The sequence below is a fragment of the Limnohabitans sp. TEGF003 genome (genome assembly GCF_055395455.1).
This window is the reverse complement of sequence record NZ_AP029225.1, coordinates 105,998-120,561: the sequence shown is the minus strand read 5'-3', so window position 1 is coordinate 120,561 and position 14,564 is coordinate 105,998. Positions and strand designations below refer to the sequence as shown.

Annotated in this window: 20 protein-coding genes; 1 reads left to right on the top strand and 19 read right to left on the bottom strand. The window is 57.7% G+C overall.

Annotated elements, in window-relative coordinates:
* Positions 1–11: 11 nt before the first annotated feature.
* The 19 genes from rpmJ to ACZ5RT_RS00505 form a co-directional block, all read right to left on the bottom strand.
* Entirely contained in the window at positions 12–125 is a 114-nt protein-coding gene (gene rpmJ / locus ACZ5RT_RS00595) for a 50S ribosomal protein L36 (protein WP_011481465.1), read from the bottom strand.
* Positions 126–228: 103 nt separating this feature from the next.
* Positions 229–1,548, bottom strand: coding sequence for a preprotein translocase subunit SecY (gene secY / locus ACZ5RT_RS00590; RefSeq protein ID WP_291940739.1), 1,320 nt, complete (start codon positions 1,546–1,548; stop codon positions 229–231).
* 22 nt (positions 1,549–1,570) lie between these two features.
* Positions 1,571–2,002: a 50S ribosomal protein L15 gene (rplO, locus tag ACZ5RT_RS00585; RefSeq protein WP_108428709.1), complete on the bottom strand. Its 432-nt coding sequence runs from the start codon at positions 2,000–2,002 to the stop codon at positions 1,571–1,573.
* A gap of 10 nt (positions 2,003–2,012) precedes the next feature.
* Entirely contained in the window at positions 2,013–2,195 is a 183-nt protein-coding gene (rpmD, locus tag ACZ5RT_RS00580; RefSeq protein ID WP_089951917.1) for a 50S ribosomal protein L30, read from the bottom strand.
* A 14-nt stretch (positions 2,196–2,209) separates the two neighbouring features.
* On the bottom strand, positions 2,210–2,728 hold the full coding sequence (gene rpsE, locus ACZ5RT_RS00575) for a 30S ribosomal protein S5 (RefSeq protein WP_090044609.1): 519 nt from the start codon (positions 2,726–2,728) through the stop codon (positions 2,210–2,212).
* A gap of 17 nt (positions 2,729–2,745) precedes the next feature.
* Complete coding sequence (gene rplR / locus ACZ5RT_RS00570) at positions 2,746–3,111, bottom strand: 50S ribosomal protein L18 (protein ID WP_019429273.1); 366 nt, start codon at positions 3,109–3,111, stop codon at positions 2,746–2,748.
* A gap of 11 nt (positions 3,112–3,122) precedes the next feature.
* Positions 3,123–3,656 (bottom strand): 50S ribosomal protein L6, encoded by a 534-nt coding sequence (gene rplF / locus ACZ5RT_RS00565; RefSeq protein ID WP_422169717.1) that lies wholly within the window; start codon positions 3,654–3,656, stop codon positions 3,123–3,125.
* 13 nt (positions 3,657–3,669) lie between these two features.
* A complete protein-coding gene (gene rpsH / locus ACZ5RT_RS00560) occupies positions 3,670–4,065 on the bottom strand; it encodes a 30S ribosomal protein S8 (protein WP_108428701.1) in 396 nt (131 codons plus the stop codon).
* An 18-nt stretch (positions 4,066–4,083) separates the two neighbouring features.
* Complete coding sequence (gene rpsN / locus ACZ5RT_RS00555) at positions 4,084–4,389, bottom strand: 30S ribosomal protein S14 (RefSeq protein ID WP_053172533.1); 306 nt, start codon at positions 4,387–4,389, stop codon at positions 4,084–4,086.
* 8 nt (positions 4,390–4,397) lie between these two features.
* Positions 4,398–4,937, bottom strand: a complete 540-nt coding sequence (gene rplE / locus ACZ5RT_RS00550; protein ID WP_108428710.1) for a 50S ribosomal protein L5 — start codon at positions 4,935–4,937, stop codon at positions 4,398–4,400.
* 2 nt (positions 4,938–4,939) lie between these two features.
* Positions 4,940–5,260 (bottom strand): 50S ribosomal protein L24, encoded by a 321-nt coding sequence (gene rplX, locus ACZ5RT_RS00545; RefSeq protein ID WP_062407194.1) that lies wholly within the window; start codon positions 5,258–5,260, stop codon positions 4,940–4,942.
* Positions 5,261–5,269: 9 nt separating this feature from the next.
* Entirely contained in the window at positions 5,270–5,638 is a 369-nt protein-coding gene (gene rplN, locus ACZ5RT_RS00540) for a 50S ribosomal protein L14 (RefSeq protein WP_108428702.1), read from the bottom strand.
* A 356-nt stretch (positions 5,639–5,994) separates the two neighbouring features.
* Positions 5,995–7,563, bottom strand: coding sequence for a glycerol-3-phosphate dehydrogenase/oxidase (locus ACZ5RT_RS00535; protein ID WP_464453205.1), 1,569 nt, complete (start codon positions 7,561–7,563; stop codon positions 5,995–5,997).
* 72 nt (positions 7,564–7,635) lie between these two features.
* Entirely contained in the window at positions 7,636–9,369 is a 1,734-nt protein-coding gene (locus ACZ5RT_RS00530) for an ABC transporter substrate-binding protein (RefSeq protein WP_464453204.1), read from the bottom strand.
* A gap of 93 nt (positions 9,370–9,462) precedes the next feature.
* Positions 9,463–9,771, bottom strand: a complete 309-nt coding sequence (locus ACZ5RT_RS00525; RefSeq protein ID WP_464453203.1) for a DUF2160 domain-containing protein — start codon at positions 9,769–9,771, stop codon at positions 9,463–9,465.
* Between the two features lies 1 nt (position 9,772).
* Positions 9,773–10,585 carry a carbohydrate ABC transporter permease gene (locus ACZ5RT_RS00520; RefSeq protein ID WP_464453202.1) on the bottom strand — a complete coding sequence of 271 codons (813 nt, stop codon included), beginning with the start codon at positions 10,583–10,585 and terminating at the stop codon, positions 9,773–9,775.
* Positions 10,578–11,471 (bottom strand): carbohydrate ABC transporter permease, encoded by an 894-nt coding sequence (locus ACZ5RT_RS00515; protein ID WP_464453201.1) that lies wholly within the window; start codon positions 11,469–11,471, stop codon positions 10,578–10,580. Before ACZ5RT_RS00515 ends, ACZ5RT_RS00520 begins: the two co-directional genes overlap by 8 nt.
* Positions 11,468–12,544, bottom strand: coding sequence for an ABC transporter ATP-binding protein (locus ACZ5RT_RS00510; protein WP_464453200.1), 1,077 nt, complete (start codon positions 12,542–12,544; stop codon positions 11,468–11,470). The genes ACZ5RT_RS00515 and ACZ5RT_RS00510 overlap by 4 nt, the downstream gene beginning before the upstream one ends.
* Positions 12,544–13,620: an ABC transporter ATP-binding protein gene (locus ACZ5RT_RS00505; RefSeq protein WP_464453199.1), complete on the bottom strand. Its 1,077-nt coding sequence runs from the start codon at positions 13,618–13,620 to the stop codon at positions 12,544–12,546. Before ACZ5RT_RS00505 ends, ACZ5RT_RS00510 begins: the two co-directional genes overlap by 1 nt.
* Before the next feature lie 161 nt (positions 13,621–13,781).
* Here ACZ5RT_RS00505 and ACZ5RT_RS00500 point away from each other — a divergent pair, with 161 nt between their 5' ends.
* A complete protein-coding gene (locus tag ACZ5RT_RS00500; protein WP_464453198.1) occupies positions 13,782–14,552 on the top strand; it encodes a DeoR/GlpR family DNA-binding transcription regulator in 771 nt (256 codons plus the stop codon).
* Positions 14,553–14,564 lie beyond the last annotated feature (12 nt).

The window sequence follows — 14,564 nt, the reverse complement described above, 5'->3', positions numbered from 1 at the left end:
AACTAATTCAATCAGCCTTGACGCTGCTTGTGACGTGGATCTGTGCAGATCACACGAACAACGCCTTTACGGCGAATGATTTTGCAGTTGCGGCAAATTTTTTTCACCGAAGCCGAAACTCTCATGGTTCTCTCCTAAAACTCGTCTAACCCTGGACTTTGCTGACCAGGTGAAAATTGTGGCCCTGCGCAAAACACAGGGATCTTTACCAAACCCGAACCAAGTCACTCAGGACTTGAAACTCGCCTTCTTCAAAAGCGAATCGTATTGTTGCGACATCAAGTAATTTTGTACTTGTGCCATGAAATCCATGGTCACGACCACAATGATCAGCAACGAGGTGCCGCCAAAGTAAAACGGAACATTGTATTTCAGAATCAGAAACTCGGGCAGCAAACACACGAAGGTGATGTAAGCCGCACCCACTGCTGTCAGTCGCAGCAAGATCTTGTCGATGTACTTGGCCGTCTGATCACCTGGGCGAATGCCTGGAATGAAGGCCCCGCTTTTCTTCAAGTTGTCTGCTGTTTCACGGCTGTTGAAAACCAACGCGGTGTAGAAAAAGCAGAAAAACACGATGGCTGCGGCATAGAACATCACATAGACAGGTTGTCCTGGTGCCAAAGCATTGGCCACATCCTTGAAGAATCGAACGACCACACTCTCAGACGAGCCCGAACTGAACCAGCCAATCAGGGTTGCAGGCAACAAAATGATCGACGAAGCAAAGATCGGGGGGATCACGCCTGCCATGTTCAGCTTGAGTGGCAAGTGCGATGACTGTCCGCCATACACCTTGTTACCCACCTGACGGCGTGCGTAATTGACCAGAATCTTGCGCTGTCCACGCTCCACGAAGACCACGAAGTAAGTGACCAACGCCACCACCACAATGATCATCATCGAGACCAAGGGGTTCATGGCTCCCGTGCGCACCAGTTCAAACAAACCGCCCAATGCACTGGGCAATCCAGCGGCAATGCCTGCAAAGATCAGGATCGAGATGCCATTGCCCAAGCCGCGCTCGGTGATTTGTTCACCCAGCCACATCAAGAAGATGGAGCCAGCAGTCAAACTCACCACAGCTGTCATGCGAAAACCCATGCCAGGATTGATGACCAAACCTGCAGAAGCCTCCAACGCTACGGCGATACCGAACGATTGAAAGATGGCCAGACCCAAAGCACCAAAACGTGTGTATTGGGTGATTTTCCTGCGGCCGGCTTCGCCTTCCTTCTTCATCTGCTCAAAGGCAGGCAAGACATAGGTCAGCAACTGCATCACGATGGACGCAGAAATGTACGGCATGATGCCCAAGGCAAAAATGGTAAACCGCGACAGCGCTCCACCCGAGAACATGTTGAACAGGTTCAGGATGCCGCCCTGCTGACCATTGAACAGCTGCTTGAGCTGCTCAGGGTCAATGCCGGGAACCGGAATGTGAGCGCCCGCACGGTAAACCACCAGCGCGAGCAGCAAGAACAGGAGTCGGCGACGGAGGTCTCCGAACTTGTCTGTCTTGGCTGTCTGATTAGCGCTGGTTGCCACGGTGTCTCTCGCCTCTCAACATTCAGGCCACGGAGCCACCAGCAGCTTCGATCGCTGCTTTGGCACCTGCAGTCGCACCAATGCCTGTCAGTTTGACGGCTTTGGCGAGTTCGCCTGACTTGATCACCTTGACCACTTTGGCCATTTGCGACACCAAACCGGCTTGTTTCAATGTCAACACATCCACTTCAGCCAAGTCCAGACGGGACAAGGTCGTCAAAGTGATTTCTGCGTTGTACTTGAGCAAATGCGACTTGAAGCCCCGCTTGGGCAGGCGACGCTGCAAAGGCATTTGGCCGCCTTCGAAACCCACCTTGTGGTAGCCACCCGAACGGGACTTTTGACCTTTGTGACCACGGCCGGCGGTTTTACCCAGACCCGAACCGATACCACGGCCCACGCGACGTGCGGCGTGCTTGGAGCCTTCTGCGGGCTTGATGCTATTGAGTTCCATCATCGGCCTCTTAGAGAACTTTGACCAGGTAGCTGATCTTGTTGATCATGCCGCGCACGGCGGGCGTGTCTTGCAACTCGCTCACAGAGTTCAGCTTGCGCAAGCCCAGGCCACGCACAGTGGCGCGATGGGACTCTTTGGTGCCAATCGGGCTACGAACCAGTTGGACTTTCACGGTAGATTGTGTCGTCATGTTCGATCTCCAGTTCAGCCGAACAACTCTTCAACCGACTTGCCGCGCTTGGCCGCCACGTTGGAAGCTGTTGTGCAATTGGACAAAGCGTCCAAAGTGGCACGAACCATGTTGTAAGGATTGGACGAACCATGGCTCTTGGCCACGATGTCGGTGATGCCCACCACTTCGAACACAGCGCGCATAGGACCACCAGCGATGATGCCGGTACCTTTGGGGGCTGGTGCCATCATGACGCGGGCAGCGCCGTGGTGACCGTTCACCGCGTGGTGGATCGTGCCGTTCTTGAGGTGAACTTTGGCCAGGTTGCGACGGGCTTCTTCCATCGCCTTTTGCACGGCAGCAGGCACTTCTTTCGACTTGCCCTTGCCCATGCCGACTTTACCGTCGCCATCGCCGACCACAGTCAAAGCGGCGAAACCGAGGATACGGCCACCCTTGACCACCTTGGTCACGCGGTTGACCGCGATCATCTTTTCGCGCAGACCGTCTTCAGGACCGTCGCTCTGCGGTTTTGCTGTAAATTTAGCCATTTGTAACTCCGATCCGTTTAGAACTGCAGACCTGCTTCACGGGCTGCTTCGGCCAAAGCCTTGACACGACCGTGGTAAGCGAAACCTGCGCGGTCGAAGGCGACCTTCTCAACGCCAGCAGCTTTTGCTTTTTCAGCAATGCGCTTGCCAATGACTGCGGCAGCAGCGGCATTGCCGCCTTTGCCTGTAGCGCCCAGAGCCGTGCGCACTTCGGCTTCGGCTGTAGAGGCACTGGCCAACACTTTGGTACCGCAGCCAGAAATAACGCTGGCGTAGATGTGCAGGTTGGTACGGTTCACGGTCAAACGGGCCACGCCTTGCTGTGCAATGCGGATGCGTGTTTGACGTGCACGACGGAGACGCTGCTCTTTCTTGGTCAACATGATGCAGCTCCTTATTTCTTCTTGGTCTCTTTGATCGTGATCTTCTCATCCGAATAACGGATGCCTTTGCCCTTGTAAGGCTCAGGAGGACGAACAGCACGAATCTCAGCAGCAATTTGGCCAACACGTTGACGGTCAGCACCCTTGATCACGATTTCAGTCGCGCTGGGGGTGGCCACCGTGATGCCCGCAGGCATGTCGATGTTGACGGGATGTGAATAACCAACAGCCAGGTTCAATTTGGCGCCAGAGGCGGCCGCCTTGTAACCCACGCCGACCAGGCTCAACTTCTTCTCGAAGCCCTTGGTCACGCCAGTCACCATGTTGTTCACCAGCTGACGCAAGGTGCCGCTCATGGCATTGGCTTCACGCGAGTCGTTGGCAGGGGCAAAGCTCAGCTTGCCGCCTTCGTTGCTCACTTTCACCAGGGTGTTGGCTGCAATGGCCAATTGACCACCGCTACCCTTCACACTGATTTGATCTTCTTTGATCGACACATCCACGCCAGCGGGGATGGTCACAGGCATTTTTCCTACGCGGGACATTCTTTTTCTCCCTTTAAGCGACGTAGCACAGCACTTCGCCGCCGACACCGGCTGCACGTGCTTTGCGATCGGTCATCACGCCCTGAGGGGTGGTGACGATGGCCACGCCCAAGCCGTTTTGGACTTGAGGAATAGCATCACGGCCTTTGTACACACGCAGGCCAGGGCGGCTCACGCGCTCAATACGCTCGATCACAGGGCGACCAGCGTAATACTTCAGGGCGATTTCGAGAACGGACTTGCCGTCTTCGGATTTGACTTGGAAGCCGTCAATGTAGCCTTCATCTTTCAGCACTTGGGCGATGGCCACCTTCACTTTGGAAGATGGAACCAACACGTTGGCTTTTGACACCATTTGTGCGTTGCGGATGCGGGTCAACAGATCGGCAATAGGATCACTCATGCTCATGTTGTTCTCTCCTGCCGATTACCAGCTGGCCTTGGTCACGCCCGGAATGTTGCCTGCGAAGGCAAGTTCACGGATCTTGGCGCGGCCCAGACCAAATTGACGGAACGTACCGCGTGGGCGACCGGTGATTTCACAGCGGTTGCGTTGACGGGTCGGGTTGGCGTTGCGCGGAAGCTTTTGCAGACCCAGACGGGCAGCTGCACGCTCTTCATCACTGCGCTTGGCATCGTTGGCGATGGCTTTCAATTCCGCGTATTTTTTCGCGAATTTGGCCGCCAGTTTTTCACGCTTGAGCTCACGCTCGATCAAAGCTACTTTAGCCACGTGACACCTCAGTTCTTGAAGGGGAAGCGGAAAGCCGCCAGAAGAGCTTTGCACTCTTCGTCCGACTTGGCCGTTGTGGTGATGCTGATGTTGAGACCACGCAAGGCATCGACCTTGTCGTACTCAATCTCAGGGAAAATGATCTGCTCTTTGACGCCGATGTTGTAGTTGCCACGGCCATCGAAGGCGCGGCCAGAAATACCACGGAAGTCACGAACGCGAGGCAGAGCCACGGTCACGAAACGGTCCAGGAATTCGTACATCTGAACACCGCGCAGAGTGACCATGCAGCCGATAGGCTGTTGCTCACGGATCTTGAAGCCGGCAATCGCTTTCTTGGCCTTGGTCACCACAGGCTTCTGGCCTGCGATTTTGGTCAAGTCGCTCACGGCGTGATCCATGACTTTCTTGTCAGCCACCGCCTCAGAAACACCCATGTTCAAGGTGATCTTGGTGATGCGAGGAACCTGCATAGGCGACTTGTAGCCAAACTTGGCTGTCAGGTCAGCAGCGATTTTCTCGCGGAAGAGTTTTTGCAAACGTGCCATGCTCATGCCACCTTGATTTCTTCGCCGCTGGACTTGTAAACGCGAACGCGTTTGCCGTCAGCTTGCAGCTTGATGCCCACACGATCAGCCTTGCCAGTTGCGGCGTTGAAAATCGCCACATTGGATTGGTGAATCGGCATGGCCTTTTCGATGATGCCGCCAGTGGTCCCCTTCATGGGGTTTGGCTTGGCGTGCTTTTTGACGATGTTGATGCCGTCGATCAAGAGGTGCGAATCGCTGGCGCGCGACGACACTTTGCCGCGCTTGCCTTTGTCACGACCTGTGATGACGATGACTTCGTCGCCTGTGCGAATCTTGTTCATGGCGCGTCCTTACAGTACTTCAGGAGCCAGGGACACGATCTTCATGAACTTCTCGGTACGCAGTTCACGCGTGACCGGGCCGAAGATGCGGGTGCCGATGGGCTCCAACTTGGCGTTCAGCAACACAGCGGCGTTGCCATCGAATTTGATGAGCGAGCCATCGCCACGGCGGATGCCCTTGGCAGTGCGAACCACCACAGCACTGTAGATCTCGCCTTTTTTGACGCGACCACGTGGGGCGGCTTCTTTAACGCTCACTTTGATGATGTCGCCAACACTTGCATAGCGACGCTTGGACCCGCCGAGCACCTTGATGCACAGCACGGACTTGGCGCCGGTGTTGTCGGCCACATCCAACCGAGATTCTGTCTGGATCATTTCTTTGTTCCCAACTTGTATTTCTCGCCCACAAGCCTTGCAGCCCGCACGCAGAAATCAGTCTTGGACCCGTCATTCACACCGCGAACCACTCGCAGCGCTTCAGATTGGGCAGATACTTACGCCTTTTGAAAAGCGAAGCTCTCTATTATGTCTGAAAAAATCCGACTGTGCAACACCTTGTTGAATAATTTCAACAAATTAACCCCCATCAAGGCCAGAACATGGCGCAGCAGGGCATTTCTTCAGGCCTGTCTGATCGATGAGCGCGTTCGACGCGCCTCTTCATAGTCCACTGTCAGGCCTGCGCGCACCACCAGCGAGGTGGGCAGATGATGTCGGCCATTTCCCATTGATCAGAGGTATTTCAGAGACAAGGCCATGAAATCGGCCAAATGGGGATCTTGCCCGGTTTCTTCACTCAAGATGCGCGCCACCTCTGGTGCCATGGCCATGGCTTGGTGTGCATCCAGAAACAAGGCCCGCCAGCGACGGGCCAGCACATCCTCGACGGTCCAGGCGTACTCATGACGGGCTGCATAACGGACCATAGCCTGCGTCAGGCCCAGGCCCAACGCCTGCTCAGCGCCCGGGCAGGCACGCACGGCGGCCTCTTCACTGCCGTACAAATGCCACCCCGGCGGATCACACACCGCCAGACCGCTGCCACTTCGAACCGCACCGAGCAAGGCATGGCTTTGACTGGACTGTCCCACCTGCCGGGGCAATACCCCAGCCTCAAAACACGCCTGCATGACATCTTCTGCCATGGAGCGGTAGGTGGTCCATTTGCCCCCGGTGACCGTGATCAGCCCATTGTCGTCCGTCACGATGGTGTGCTCACGCGACAAACTCTGGGTACCTGTTTGGGCCTGGTTCGAGCCCACCAAGGGCCGCAAACCCACCCACATGCTTTGCACATCAGCGCGCGTGACCGGGCGACTCAGCACCTTGCTCGCCTCGCTCAAGATGAAGTCCAGCTCGGCTTCAAAGGCTTGCGGTTCACGCGGCAAGTCCTGCCTGGGCGTATCGGTGGTCCCCAGGATCAGGGCCCCCATCCAGGGCACGGCAAACAGCACCCGGTTATCCTGAGTTTTGGGCACGAGCAAGGCATGACGGCCCGGCATGAAATCACGGCTGACCACCAGATGCACGCCCTGGCTCGCCGTCACAATCCGCTCGGGTACTGCCTGGCCCGCATCCAGCAAGGACTGCTGGCGCACAGCGTCTACCCAGACACCCGCCGCATTGACCACCGAGCGGGCCAACACGCGATAAGCACCCGACTGTCGCTGGTCGGTCAGTGACAGTTCAAAGCGTGCACCATCGGCCCGCACCGCTGGCAAGCCATGCACACGCGTCACATTCATGTAATTGAGCACCTGACCGCCCGCACGCTCAATCGTGCGCGCCAAGGCCAGCGCCAGCCGGGCATCGTCAAACTGGCCATCCCAGTACTTGACGCCACCCTTCAAACCTTCAGATTGCAGACCCGGCAAGGCCGCCAGGGTTTCCTGGACATTGAGCCATTCGGTTTGACCCAAGCCTGCTTTTCCTGCCAACAAGTCGTAAAGCTTCAGACCCAGGCCATAAAATGGCGTCTGCCACCACTTGTAAGACGGCATCACAAAGGGCAAAGGCTGGGCCAGATGCGGCGCCAGCTTCAAGACGGCGGCACGCTCAGCCAACGCTTCGCGCACCAAAGAGATATTGCCCTGCGCCAGATAGCGCACCCCACCATGCAGCAATTTAGTGGACCGGGACGATGTGCCACCGGCAAAGTCATGCGACTCCAGCAGCAGCACCGAAAATCCGCGCAGCACCGCATCCAGAGCCACCCCCAAACCCGTCGCCCCTCCACCGACCACCACCAGGTCATAAGTTGGATGTTTGTCCAATGTGGTCAGCAGTTCAGCGCGTTTCATAGTCAGGCGTTTGGGAGCCCTGCGACCACAGGGGCCGCAGGGCAGTTGGGGAGGACTCAAGCCCGAAGGCGATCAGCGAGCGCGGCCGCTCTTCCAGGCGCTGAGCAGCTGGTCATAGGCGATGGTTTCACCCTTTGGCTTCTCGTTGGCCAATTTCTTCCAGGGGGCCTGCTTGTCGCTGAGCCACTTGGCGGGGTCTTCCTTCTTGTTGAGCTTAGGCGCGCAGCGCTCCATGCCCGCACGCTCCAGACGGCCCATGACCTGGTCCATTTGCTCGGCCAGGTTGTCCATGGCCTGCTGGGGGGTCTTTTCAGCCGTCACAGCCTGCGCCACGTTTTGCCACCACAGCTGGGCCAGCTTGGGGTAATCGGGCACGTTGGTGCCTGTGGGCGACCAGGCCACACGGGCCGGGCTGCGGTAGAACTCGACCAGACCACCGAGCTTGGGTGCCATGTCGGTCATGGCCTTGCTCTGGATGTCGGACTCACGGATGGGCGTCAAGCCCACCAGGGTCTTCTTCAGACTGGCTGTTTTGGCCGTCACAAACTGGGCATACAACCAGGCTGCAGCCGTGCGGTTGGCATCATGGTTCTTGAAGAAGGTCCAGCTGCCCACGTCCTGGTAGCCGTTTTGCATGCCTTGCTTCCAATACGGACCATTCGGGCCGGGGGCCATGCGCCACTTGGGTGTGCCGTCGGCGTTCACCACGGGCAGACCTGGCTTGGTCATGTCGGCCGTGAATGCGGTGTACCAGAAGATCTGCTGCGCAATCTGGCCTTGTGCGGGGACCGGACCGGCTTCACCGAAGGTCATGCCCGAGGCTTCCTTGGGTGCGTATTTCTTCATCCAGTCAACATACTTGGTCAGCGCATAGACCGCTGCAGGCGAGTTGGTGGCGCCGCCGCGAGACACCGATGCGCCCACCGGGGTGCACTTGTCGTCGGCCACGCGAATGCCCCACTCGTCAATCGGTAAACCGTTGGGCGCGCCGATGTCGGCCGTTCCCGCCATGGACAACCAGGCGTCGGTGAAGCGCCAGCCCAAAGAAGGGTCCTTCTTGCCGTAGTCCATGTGGCCATAAATCGCCTTGCCATCGATGTTTTTCACATCATTGGTGAAAAACTCGGCAATGTCTTCATAAGCGCTCCAGTTCAAGGGCACGCCCAGGTCATAGCCGTATTTGGCTTTGAACTTGTCCTTCAGATCCTTGCGATCAAACAAGTCGGCGCGGAACCAGTACAGGTTGGCGAATTGCTGGTCGGGCAACTGGTAGAGCTTGCCATCGGGGCCGGTGGTGAACTTGGTGCCGATGAAATCCTTCAGGTCCAGGCCAGGGTTAGTCCATTCTTTGCCCGCACCGGTCATGTAGTCAGACAGGTTGAGGATCTTGCCGTAACGGTAGTGCGTGCCGATCAGGTCGGAGTCCGAGATCCAGCCGTCATAAATCGACTTGCCGGACTGCATGGACGTTTGCAGTTTTTCAACCACATCACCCTCTTGGATCAGGTCATGCTTGACCTTGATGCCGGTGATTTCGCTGAAGGCTTTGGCCAGCGTTTTGGACTCGTATTCATGGGTGGTGATGGTCTCTGACACCACCGAGATTTCCTTCACGCCCTTGGCCTGAAGTTTCTTGGCCGCGTCGATGAACCACTTCATCTCGGCCAGCTGCTGGTCTTTGTTCAGCGTGGAAGGCTGGAACTCGGTATCGACCCAGCGCTTGGCCGCCGCCTCGTCGGACCAGGCCACATTCGAGCCCAGAGCCAGCGCCGCAGAAACGGCCAATATGGAATAGCGCAATTTCATGATGTCTCCTCAATGATGTGAATTTCCCCGAGTGCAGTCAAAAGGTACCGCGGCCCCCGGGGAAGCTCCGGGCCGCAATTCCGGGAAAATGAATCAGCCCTTGCGCATGACACCCAGCAGCCAGACGATGGACAACCCCAGGCTGATCCAGACACTGGGCTCACTGTCCAGCGACAAGCGTTCGGTAAGCCAACCGGCCACCCCCACAAACGCGAGGTTGATGTAGGCCGCCCCCAGCAAGCCAATGAACAAGCGGTCACCACGGGTGGTGGCCATGGGCAAAAAACCCTTGCGCATCACCGTGGGGGACTTGATTTCCCACACCGTCATGCCCACCAGCATCAGCCCGATGCACGAAAAGAAAACGGCCACAGGCGTGGTCCAGACCATCCAGTCAAACATGTCAAACCCTTCCCATGGCAAAGCCTTTGGCGATGTAATGCCGCACAAACCAGATCACGATGGCGCCCGGAACGATGGTCAGCACACCGGCTGCCGCCAGCGTGGCCCAGTCCATGCCCGAAGCGCTCACGGTCCGCGTCATGGTGGCCACAATCGGTTTGGCGTTCACACTGGTCAGGGTGCGCGCCAAAAGCAACTCCACCCACGAGAACATGAAACAAAAGAAAGCGGCCACACCGACGCCAGCCTTGATGAGGGGCAAGAAAATCATGACGAAAAAGCGCGGAAAGCTGTAGCCGTCGATGTAGGCCGTTTCGTCGATTTCGCGTGGAATGCCGCTCATGAAGCCTTCCAGAATCCACACCGCCAGAGGCACGTTGAACAACAGGTGCGCCATGGCCACGGCAATGTGCGTGTCCATCAGGCCCAGCGTGGTGTAGAGCTGGAAAAACGGCAGCAAAAACACGGCTGGCGGCGTCATGCGGTTGGTCAGCAACCAAAAGAAGATGTGCTTGTCACCCAAAAAGCGGTAGCGCGAAAACGCATAGGCTGCGGGCAAAGCCACCGACACCGAAATCACCGTGTTGATGGCCACATAGATCAGGCTGTTGATATAGCCCGAGTACCAAGACGGATCGGTGAAGATCGTCAGGTAGTTGCCCCAGGTGAAGTGCTGCGGCCACAAGGAAAAACTCGACAGGATTTCCTCATTCGTCTTGAAGCTCATGTTGACCATCCAGTAAATGGGCAACAAGGCAAAGACGATGTAGACGGCCAGAAAAATCGACCGCTTGTGAAAACGCTGGTCATGCATGTGCGTGCTCCTTGTGGGCGGTGCCCAGGCTTTGCATCCAGTTGTAGAGGACAAAGCACAACAGCAAAATGATGAGGAAGTAGATCAAGGAAAACGCCGCTGCGGGACCCAGGTCAAACTGCCCCACAGCCTTTTGCGTCAGGTACTGCGACAAGAAGGTGGTCGCAGTGCCGGGGCCGCCACCGGTCAGCACAAAAGGCTCGGTGTAAATCATGAAACTGTCCATGAAGCGCAGCAGCACTGCGATCATCAGCACCTCGCGCATCTTGGGCAGCTGGATGTAGCGAAACACCGCGAACTTGCTGGCGCCATCGATGCGCGCGGCTTGGTAATAGGCATCGGGAATGCTGCGCAAACCGGCAAAAGCCAGCAAAGCCACCAGCGGCGTCCAATGCCACACATCCATGATCAACACCGTGACCCAAGCGTGGGTGGGACTGCCGGTGTAGCTGTACTCAAAACCCATGACCTGCAAAGTGTGGCCCAGCAAACCGATGTCAGCACGGCCATAAATTTGCCAAATGGTGCCCACCACGTTCCAGGGAATCAGCAGCGACAAGGCCACCAGAACCAGCACGGCAGAAGACTTCCAGCCCTGTGCAGGCATGGACAGCGCCAACGCAATTCCCAAAGGAATTTCCACCGCCAAAACAGCCAATGAAAACTGCAACTGCCGCCACAAGGCGCCGTGCAGCTCCTCATCGCGCATCACAGCGGCAAACCACTCCGTGCCCACAAACACACGGCGCTCGGGCGAGATGATGTCTTGCACCGAATAATTGACCACCGTCATCAAGGGCAAGATGGCCGAAAACGCCACACACAACAAGACAGGCAGTACGAGCCACCAGGCTTTTTGATTGACGGGTTTTTCTATCGAGTTCATGCCACCAGCTCCTCATTCTTGTAAAAGCAGGTGTGCGCCCCCAGCACATGCAAAAACACCTGCGCACCCACCTGCGGCGCCTGCGCTTGCGGTGTCAATCGCAGCTTGAGCACCACGCCTGCTGCATCGCAGGTGACCATTTGGTAGGTACCAACGTCTTGCACCTGGCGCACCACAGCGGCCAAAGTACCCGGCTCAGCCCCCGCCGAGACCTGCAGGTATTCCGGTCGAATGCCCAGCTTGAGCACACCTTCGGGCACTGCCAGGCCTTGCGGCACCTGCACGGCCTGACCTTGCACGGTCAAAACGCCCCCGAGCGCTTGCGCTGGCAAAAAGTTCATCCCGGGCGAACCGATGAAATGCCCCACAAAGGTGTGTGCTGGGCGTTCGAACAACGCCTCGGCAGAGCCGACCTGCACCGCCTTGCCGCGCGTCATGACCACCACCTCGTCTGCAAAAGTCAGCGCCTCGACTTGGTCGTGCGTGACATAAATCAGCGTGAGCTTGAGTTCGTGGTGAATCTGCTTGAGCTTGCGCCGCAGCTGCCATTTCAGATGCGGGTCGATCACCGTCAGCGGTTCGTCGAACAGCACCGCCGACACGTCCGAGCGCACCAGCCCCCGACCCAAAGATATTTTTTGCTTCTGGTCGGCCGACAAGCCCGCTGCGCGCATGTCCAACTGATGGCTCATATCGAGCATTTCGGCAATTTGCCCCACGCGCTTGTGGATTTGATCGGCGGGCACCTGGCGATTTTTGAGCGGAAACGCCAGGTTCTGCGCCACCGTCATGGTGTCGTAGATCACCGGAAACTGGAACACCTGCGCAATGTTGCGCTCTTGCGGGCTGCTGCGCGTGACATCCAGCCCGTCAAACTTCACTGTGCCTTGCGAGGGCACCACCAGCCCCGACATGATGTTGAGCATGGTGGTTTTGCCGCAGCCTGACGGCCCCAGCAGGGCATAGGCCCCGCCATCGCGGAAGCTCATCTTCAGGGGCAGCAAGGCGTAATCCGTCTCCACCTGTGGATTCGGTTTGTAGGCATGCGCCAAGTCCAATTCAATTTGAGCCATCAGCCCATCCTCCCGCTGCGCACAGGTGCCATCACCAAGGGGCCTGCAGCATCAAACACATACACCTGCGAAGGCTGCAAAAACAAACTGATGGGCGCCCCCAGCTTGAACTCGTGCACACCTGTGAGTTGCGCCACCAGATTGCCCACCGGGGTCTTTGCATGCACAAAGGTGTCCGAACCAGAAATCTCCGCCAGTTCCACCACACCCGGCAATTGCAGGTCACCCGGCTGCCCCTGCACACGCAAGGCGCTGGCGCGTGCGCCCAAGACCACGTCTTGGGGCGCCGAAGTCGGCAAAACCAGAGGCAGCTCAAAACCACCCGGCAAGGCCACACCCGTGGCACTGGTCTGTGCAGGCAACAGGTTCATGGGCGGGTCACTGAATGCGCTGGCCACTTGGATGGATGCAGGCTGATGAAACACCTCGGCAGTCGGGCCGTATTGCAACAAACGCCCACGGTCCAGCACCGCCGTGTAGCCGCCCAGCAGCAAGGCCTCGGCCGGTTCGGTGGTGGCATACACCACGGTGGAATCACCACTGGCAAACAGCTGCGCCAATTCTTCGCGCAACTCTTCACGCAGCTTGTAGTCCAAATTCACCAGCGGCTCGTCCAGCAGCATCAGCGGCGCCTTCTTGGCCAAGGCACGCGCCAAGGCCACCCGCTGCTGCTGCCCACCCGACAGCTCGGCGGGCAGGCGGTTCAGAAACATCTCGATGTGCAGCTTGGCGGCCAACTCATGCACCCGCTTGGCCACATCGGCTTGCCCGCTCAATTTCAAAGGTGATGCGATGTTGTCAAACACCGTCATCGAGGGGTAATTGATGAACTGCTGATAGACCATGGCGACATTGCGATGGCGCACCGCCAGCCCGGTGACGTCTTGCCCATCCACCAGCACGCGGCCTTGCGTCGGCGTATCCAGCCCTGCCATGATGCGCATCAGACTGGTCTTGCCCGCCTGGGTGGCCCCCAGCAAGACCGTGACCTGGCCCGGATGCAGCGCCAGGGTCTGTGGATACAGATGGACCTGGCCCGAAACGGACTTGCCCACCCCTTCCAGAATCAGTTGCATGTCGGCTCTCCGTGCAGAGAATTCAAGTTCATCTAAGTTCCAATTTTTTCGTTTGACAAATTTTAAAGTTCGTTTCGGTGCTTTTTTAACCGGTATTTACCCTAGGTAGGGCTGAATTTATTTTCGTTTATGTTCGAATACAGCAAAGAGCCGTCATCACCATGGACCTGAATCCCCGACAAACCGCCCTCATTGACGCCGTCCGCACCCAAGGCCCCATCTCCATTGAGGCGCTGGCTGAACGGTTTGGCGTCACCTTGCAAACCGTGCGCCGCGACGTGCAACGTCTGGCAGAAACGGGACTGCTCACGCGCTTTCATGGCGGCGTGCGCCTACCCGGCTCCACCACCGAAAACATCGCCTACCGCCAACGCCAGGCCATGCAGTCCGAGGGCAAATTGCGCATTGCCCGTGCCATTGCCCAGCGCATTCCCAACGGCTGTTCGCTGATCATGAACATCGGCACCACCATCGAAGCCGTGGCCCATGAGCTGCACAACCACAGGGGCTTGCGCGTCATCACCAACAACTTGCACATCGCCGCGCTGATGAGCACGCACCGCGACTGCGAAGTGATCGTGGCCGGTGGCCAGGTGCGTGGCAGCGACCAAGGCATCGTGGGCGAAGCCACGGTGGACTTCATTCGCCAGTTCAAGGTCGACATTGGCCTGATTGGCATCAGCGGCATCGAATCCGACGGCACCTTGCGCGACTACGACTACCGGGAAGTCAAGGTCGCACGCACCATCATTGAACATGCCCGCGAGGTCTGGCTGGCCGCCGACCACAGCAAATTCAACCGCCCAGCCATGGTCGAGCTGGGCCACCTGCGCGACATCGACGTGCTGTTCACCGACGAAGCGCCCCCCGCCAGCTTTTCCGACCTCATGACGCAAGCCCATGTGGAATGTGTCACGGCCGCTCCCCAATGACATTCTGAGGAT

What these genes read in the sequence shown, in the direction of transcription:
- rpmJ (WP_011481465.1), bottom strand. Translation starts at nt 125, where the DNA reads ATGAGAGTTTCGGCTTCGGTGAAAAAAATTTGCCGCAACTGCAAAATC.
- rplO (WP_108428709.1), bottom strand. Translation starts at nt 2,002, where the DNA reads ATGGAACTCAATAGCATCAAGCCCGCAGAAGGCTCCAAGCACGCCGCA.
- rpmD (WP_089951917.1), bottom strand. Translation starts at nt 2,195, where the DNA reads ATGACGACACAATCTACCGTGAAAGTCCAACTGGTTCGTAGCCCGATT.
- rpsE (WP_090044609.1), bottom strand. Translation starts at nt 2,728, where the DNA reads ATGGCTAAATTTACAGCAAAACCGCAGAGCGACGGTCCTGAAGACGGT.
- rplR (WP_019429273.1), bottom strand. Translation starts at nt 3,111, where the DNA reads ATGTTGACCAAGAAAGAGCAGCGTCTCCGTCGTGCACGTCAAACACGC.
- rplF (WP_422169717.1), bottom strand. Translation starts at nt 3,656, where the DNA reads ATGTCCCGCGTAGGAAAAATGCCTGTGACCATCCCCGCTGGCGTGGAT.
- rpsH (WP_108428701.1), bottom strand. Translation starts at nt 4,065, where the DNA reads ATGAGCATGAGTGATCCTATTGCCGATCTGTTGACCCGCATCCGCAAC.
- rplE (WP_108428710.1), bottom strand. Translation starts at nt 4,937, where the DNA reads ATGGCACGTTTGCAAAAACTCTTCCGCGAGAAAATCGCTGCTGACCTG.
- rplX (WP_062407194.1), bottom strand. Translation starts at nt 5,260, where the DNA reads ATGAACAAGATTCGCACAGGCGACGAAGTCATCGTCATCACAGGTCGT.
- rplN (WP_108428702.1), bottom strand. Translation starts at nt 5,638, where the DNA reads ATGATCCAGACAGAATCTCGGTTGGATGTGGCCGACAACACCGGCGCC.
- ACZ5RT_RS00535 (WP_464453205.1), bottom strand. Translation starts at nt 7,563, where the DNA reads ATGAAACGCGCTGAACTGCTGACCACATTGGACAAACATCCAACTTAT.
- ACZ5RT_RS00530 (WP_464453204.1), bottom strand. Translation starts at nt 9,369, where the DNA reads ATGAAATTGCGCTATTCCATATTGGCCGTTTCTGCGGCGCTGGCTCTG.
- ACZ5RT_RS00525 (WP_464453203.1), bottom strand. Translation starts at nt 9,771, where the DNA reads ATGTTTGACTGGATGGTCTGGACCACGCCTGTGGCCGTTTTCTTTTCG.
- ACZ5RT_RS00520 (WP_464453202.1), bottom strand. Translation starts at nt 10,585, where the DNA reads ATGCATGACCAGCGTTTTCACAAGCGGTCGATTTTTCTGGCCGTCTAC.
- ACZ5RT_RS00515 (WP_464453201.1), bottom strand. Translation starts at nt 11,471, where the DNA reads ATGAACTCGATAGAAAAACCCGTCAATCAAAAAGCCTGGTGGCTCGTA.
- ACZ5RT_RS00510 (WP_464453200.1), bottom strand. Translation starts at nt 12,544, where the DNA reads ATGGCTCAAATTGAATTGGACTTGGCGCATGCCTACAAACCGAATCCA.
- ACZ5RT_RS00505 (WP_464453199.1), bottom strand. Translation starts at nt 13,620, where the DNA reads ATGCAACTGATTCTGGAAGGGGTGGGCAAGTCCGTTTCGGGCCAGGTC.
- ACZ5RT_RS00500 (WP_464453198.1), top strand. Translation starts at nt 13,782, where the DNA reads ATGGACCTGAATCCCCGACAAACCGCCCTCATTGACGCCGTCCGCACC.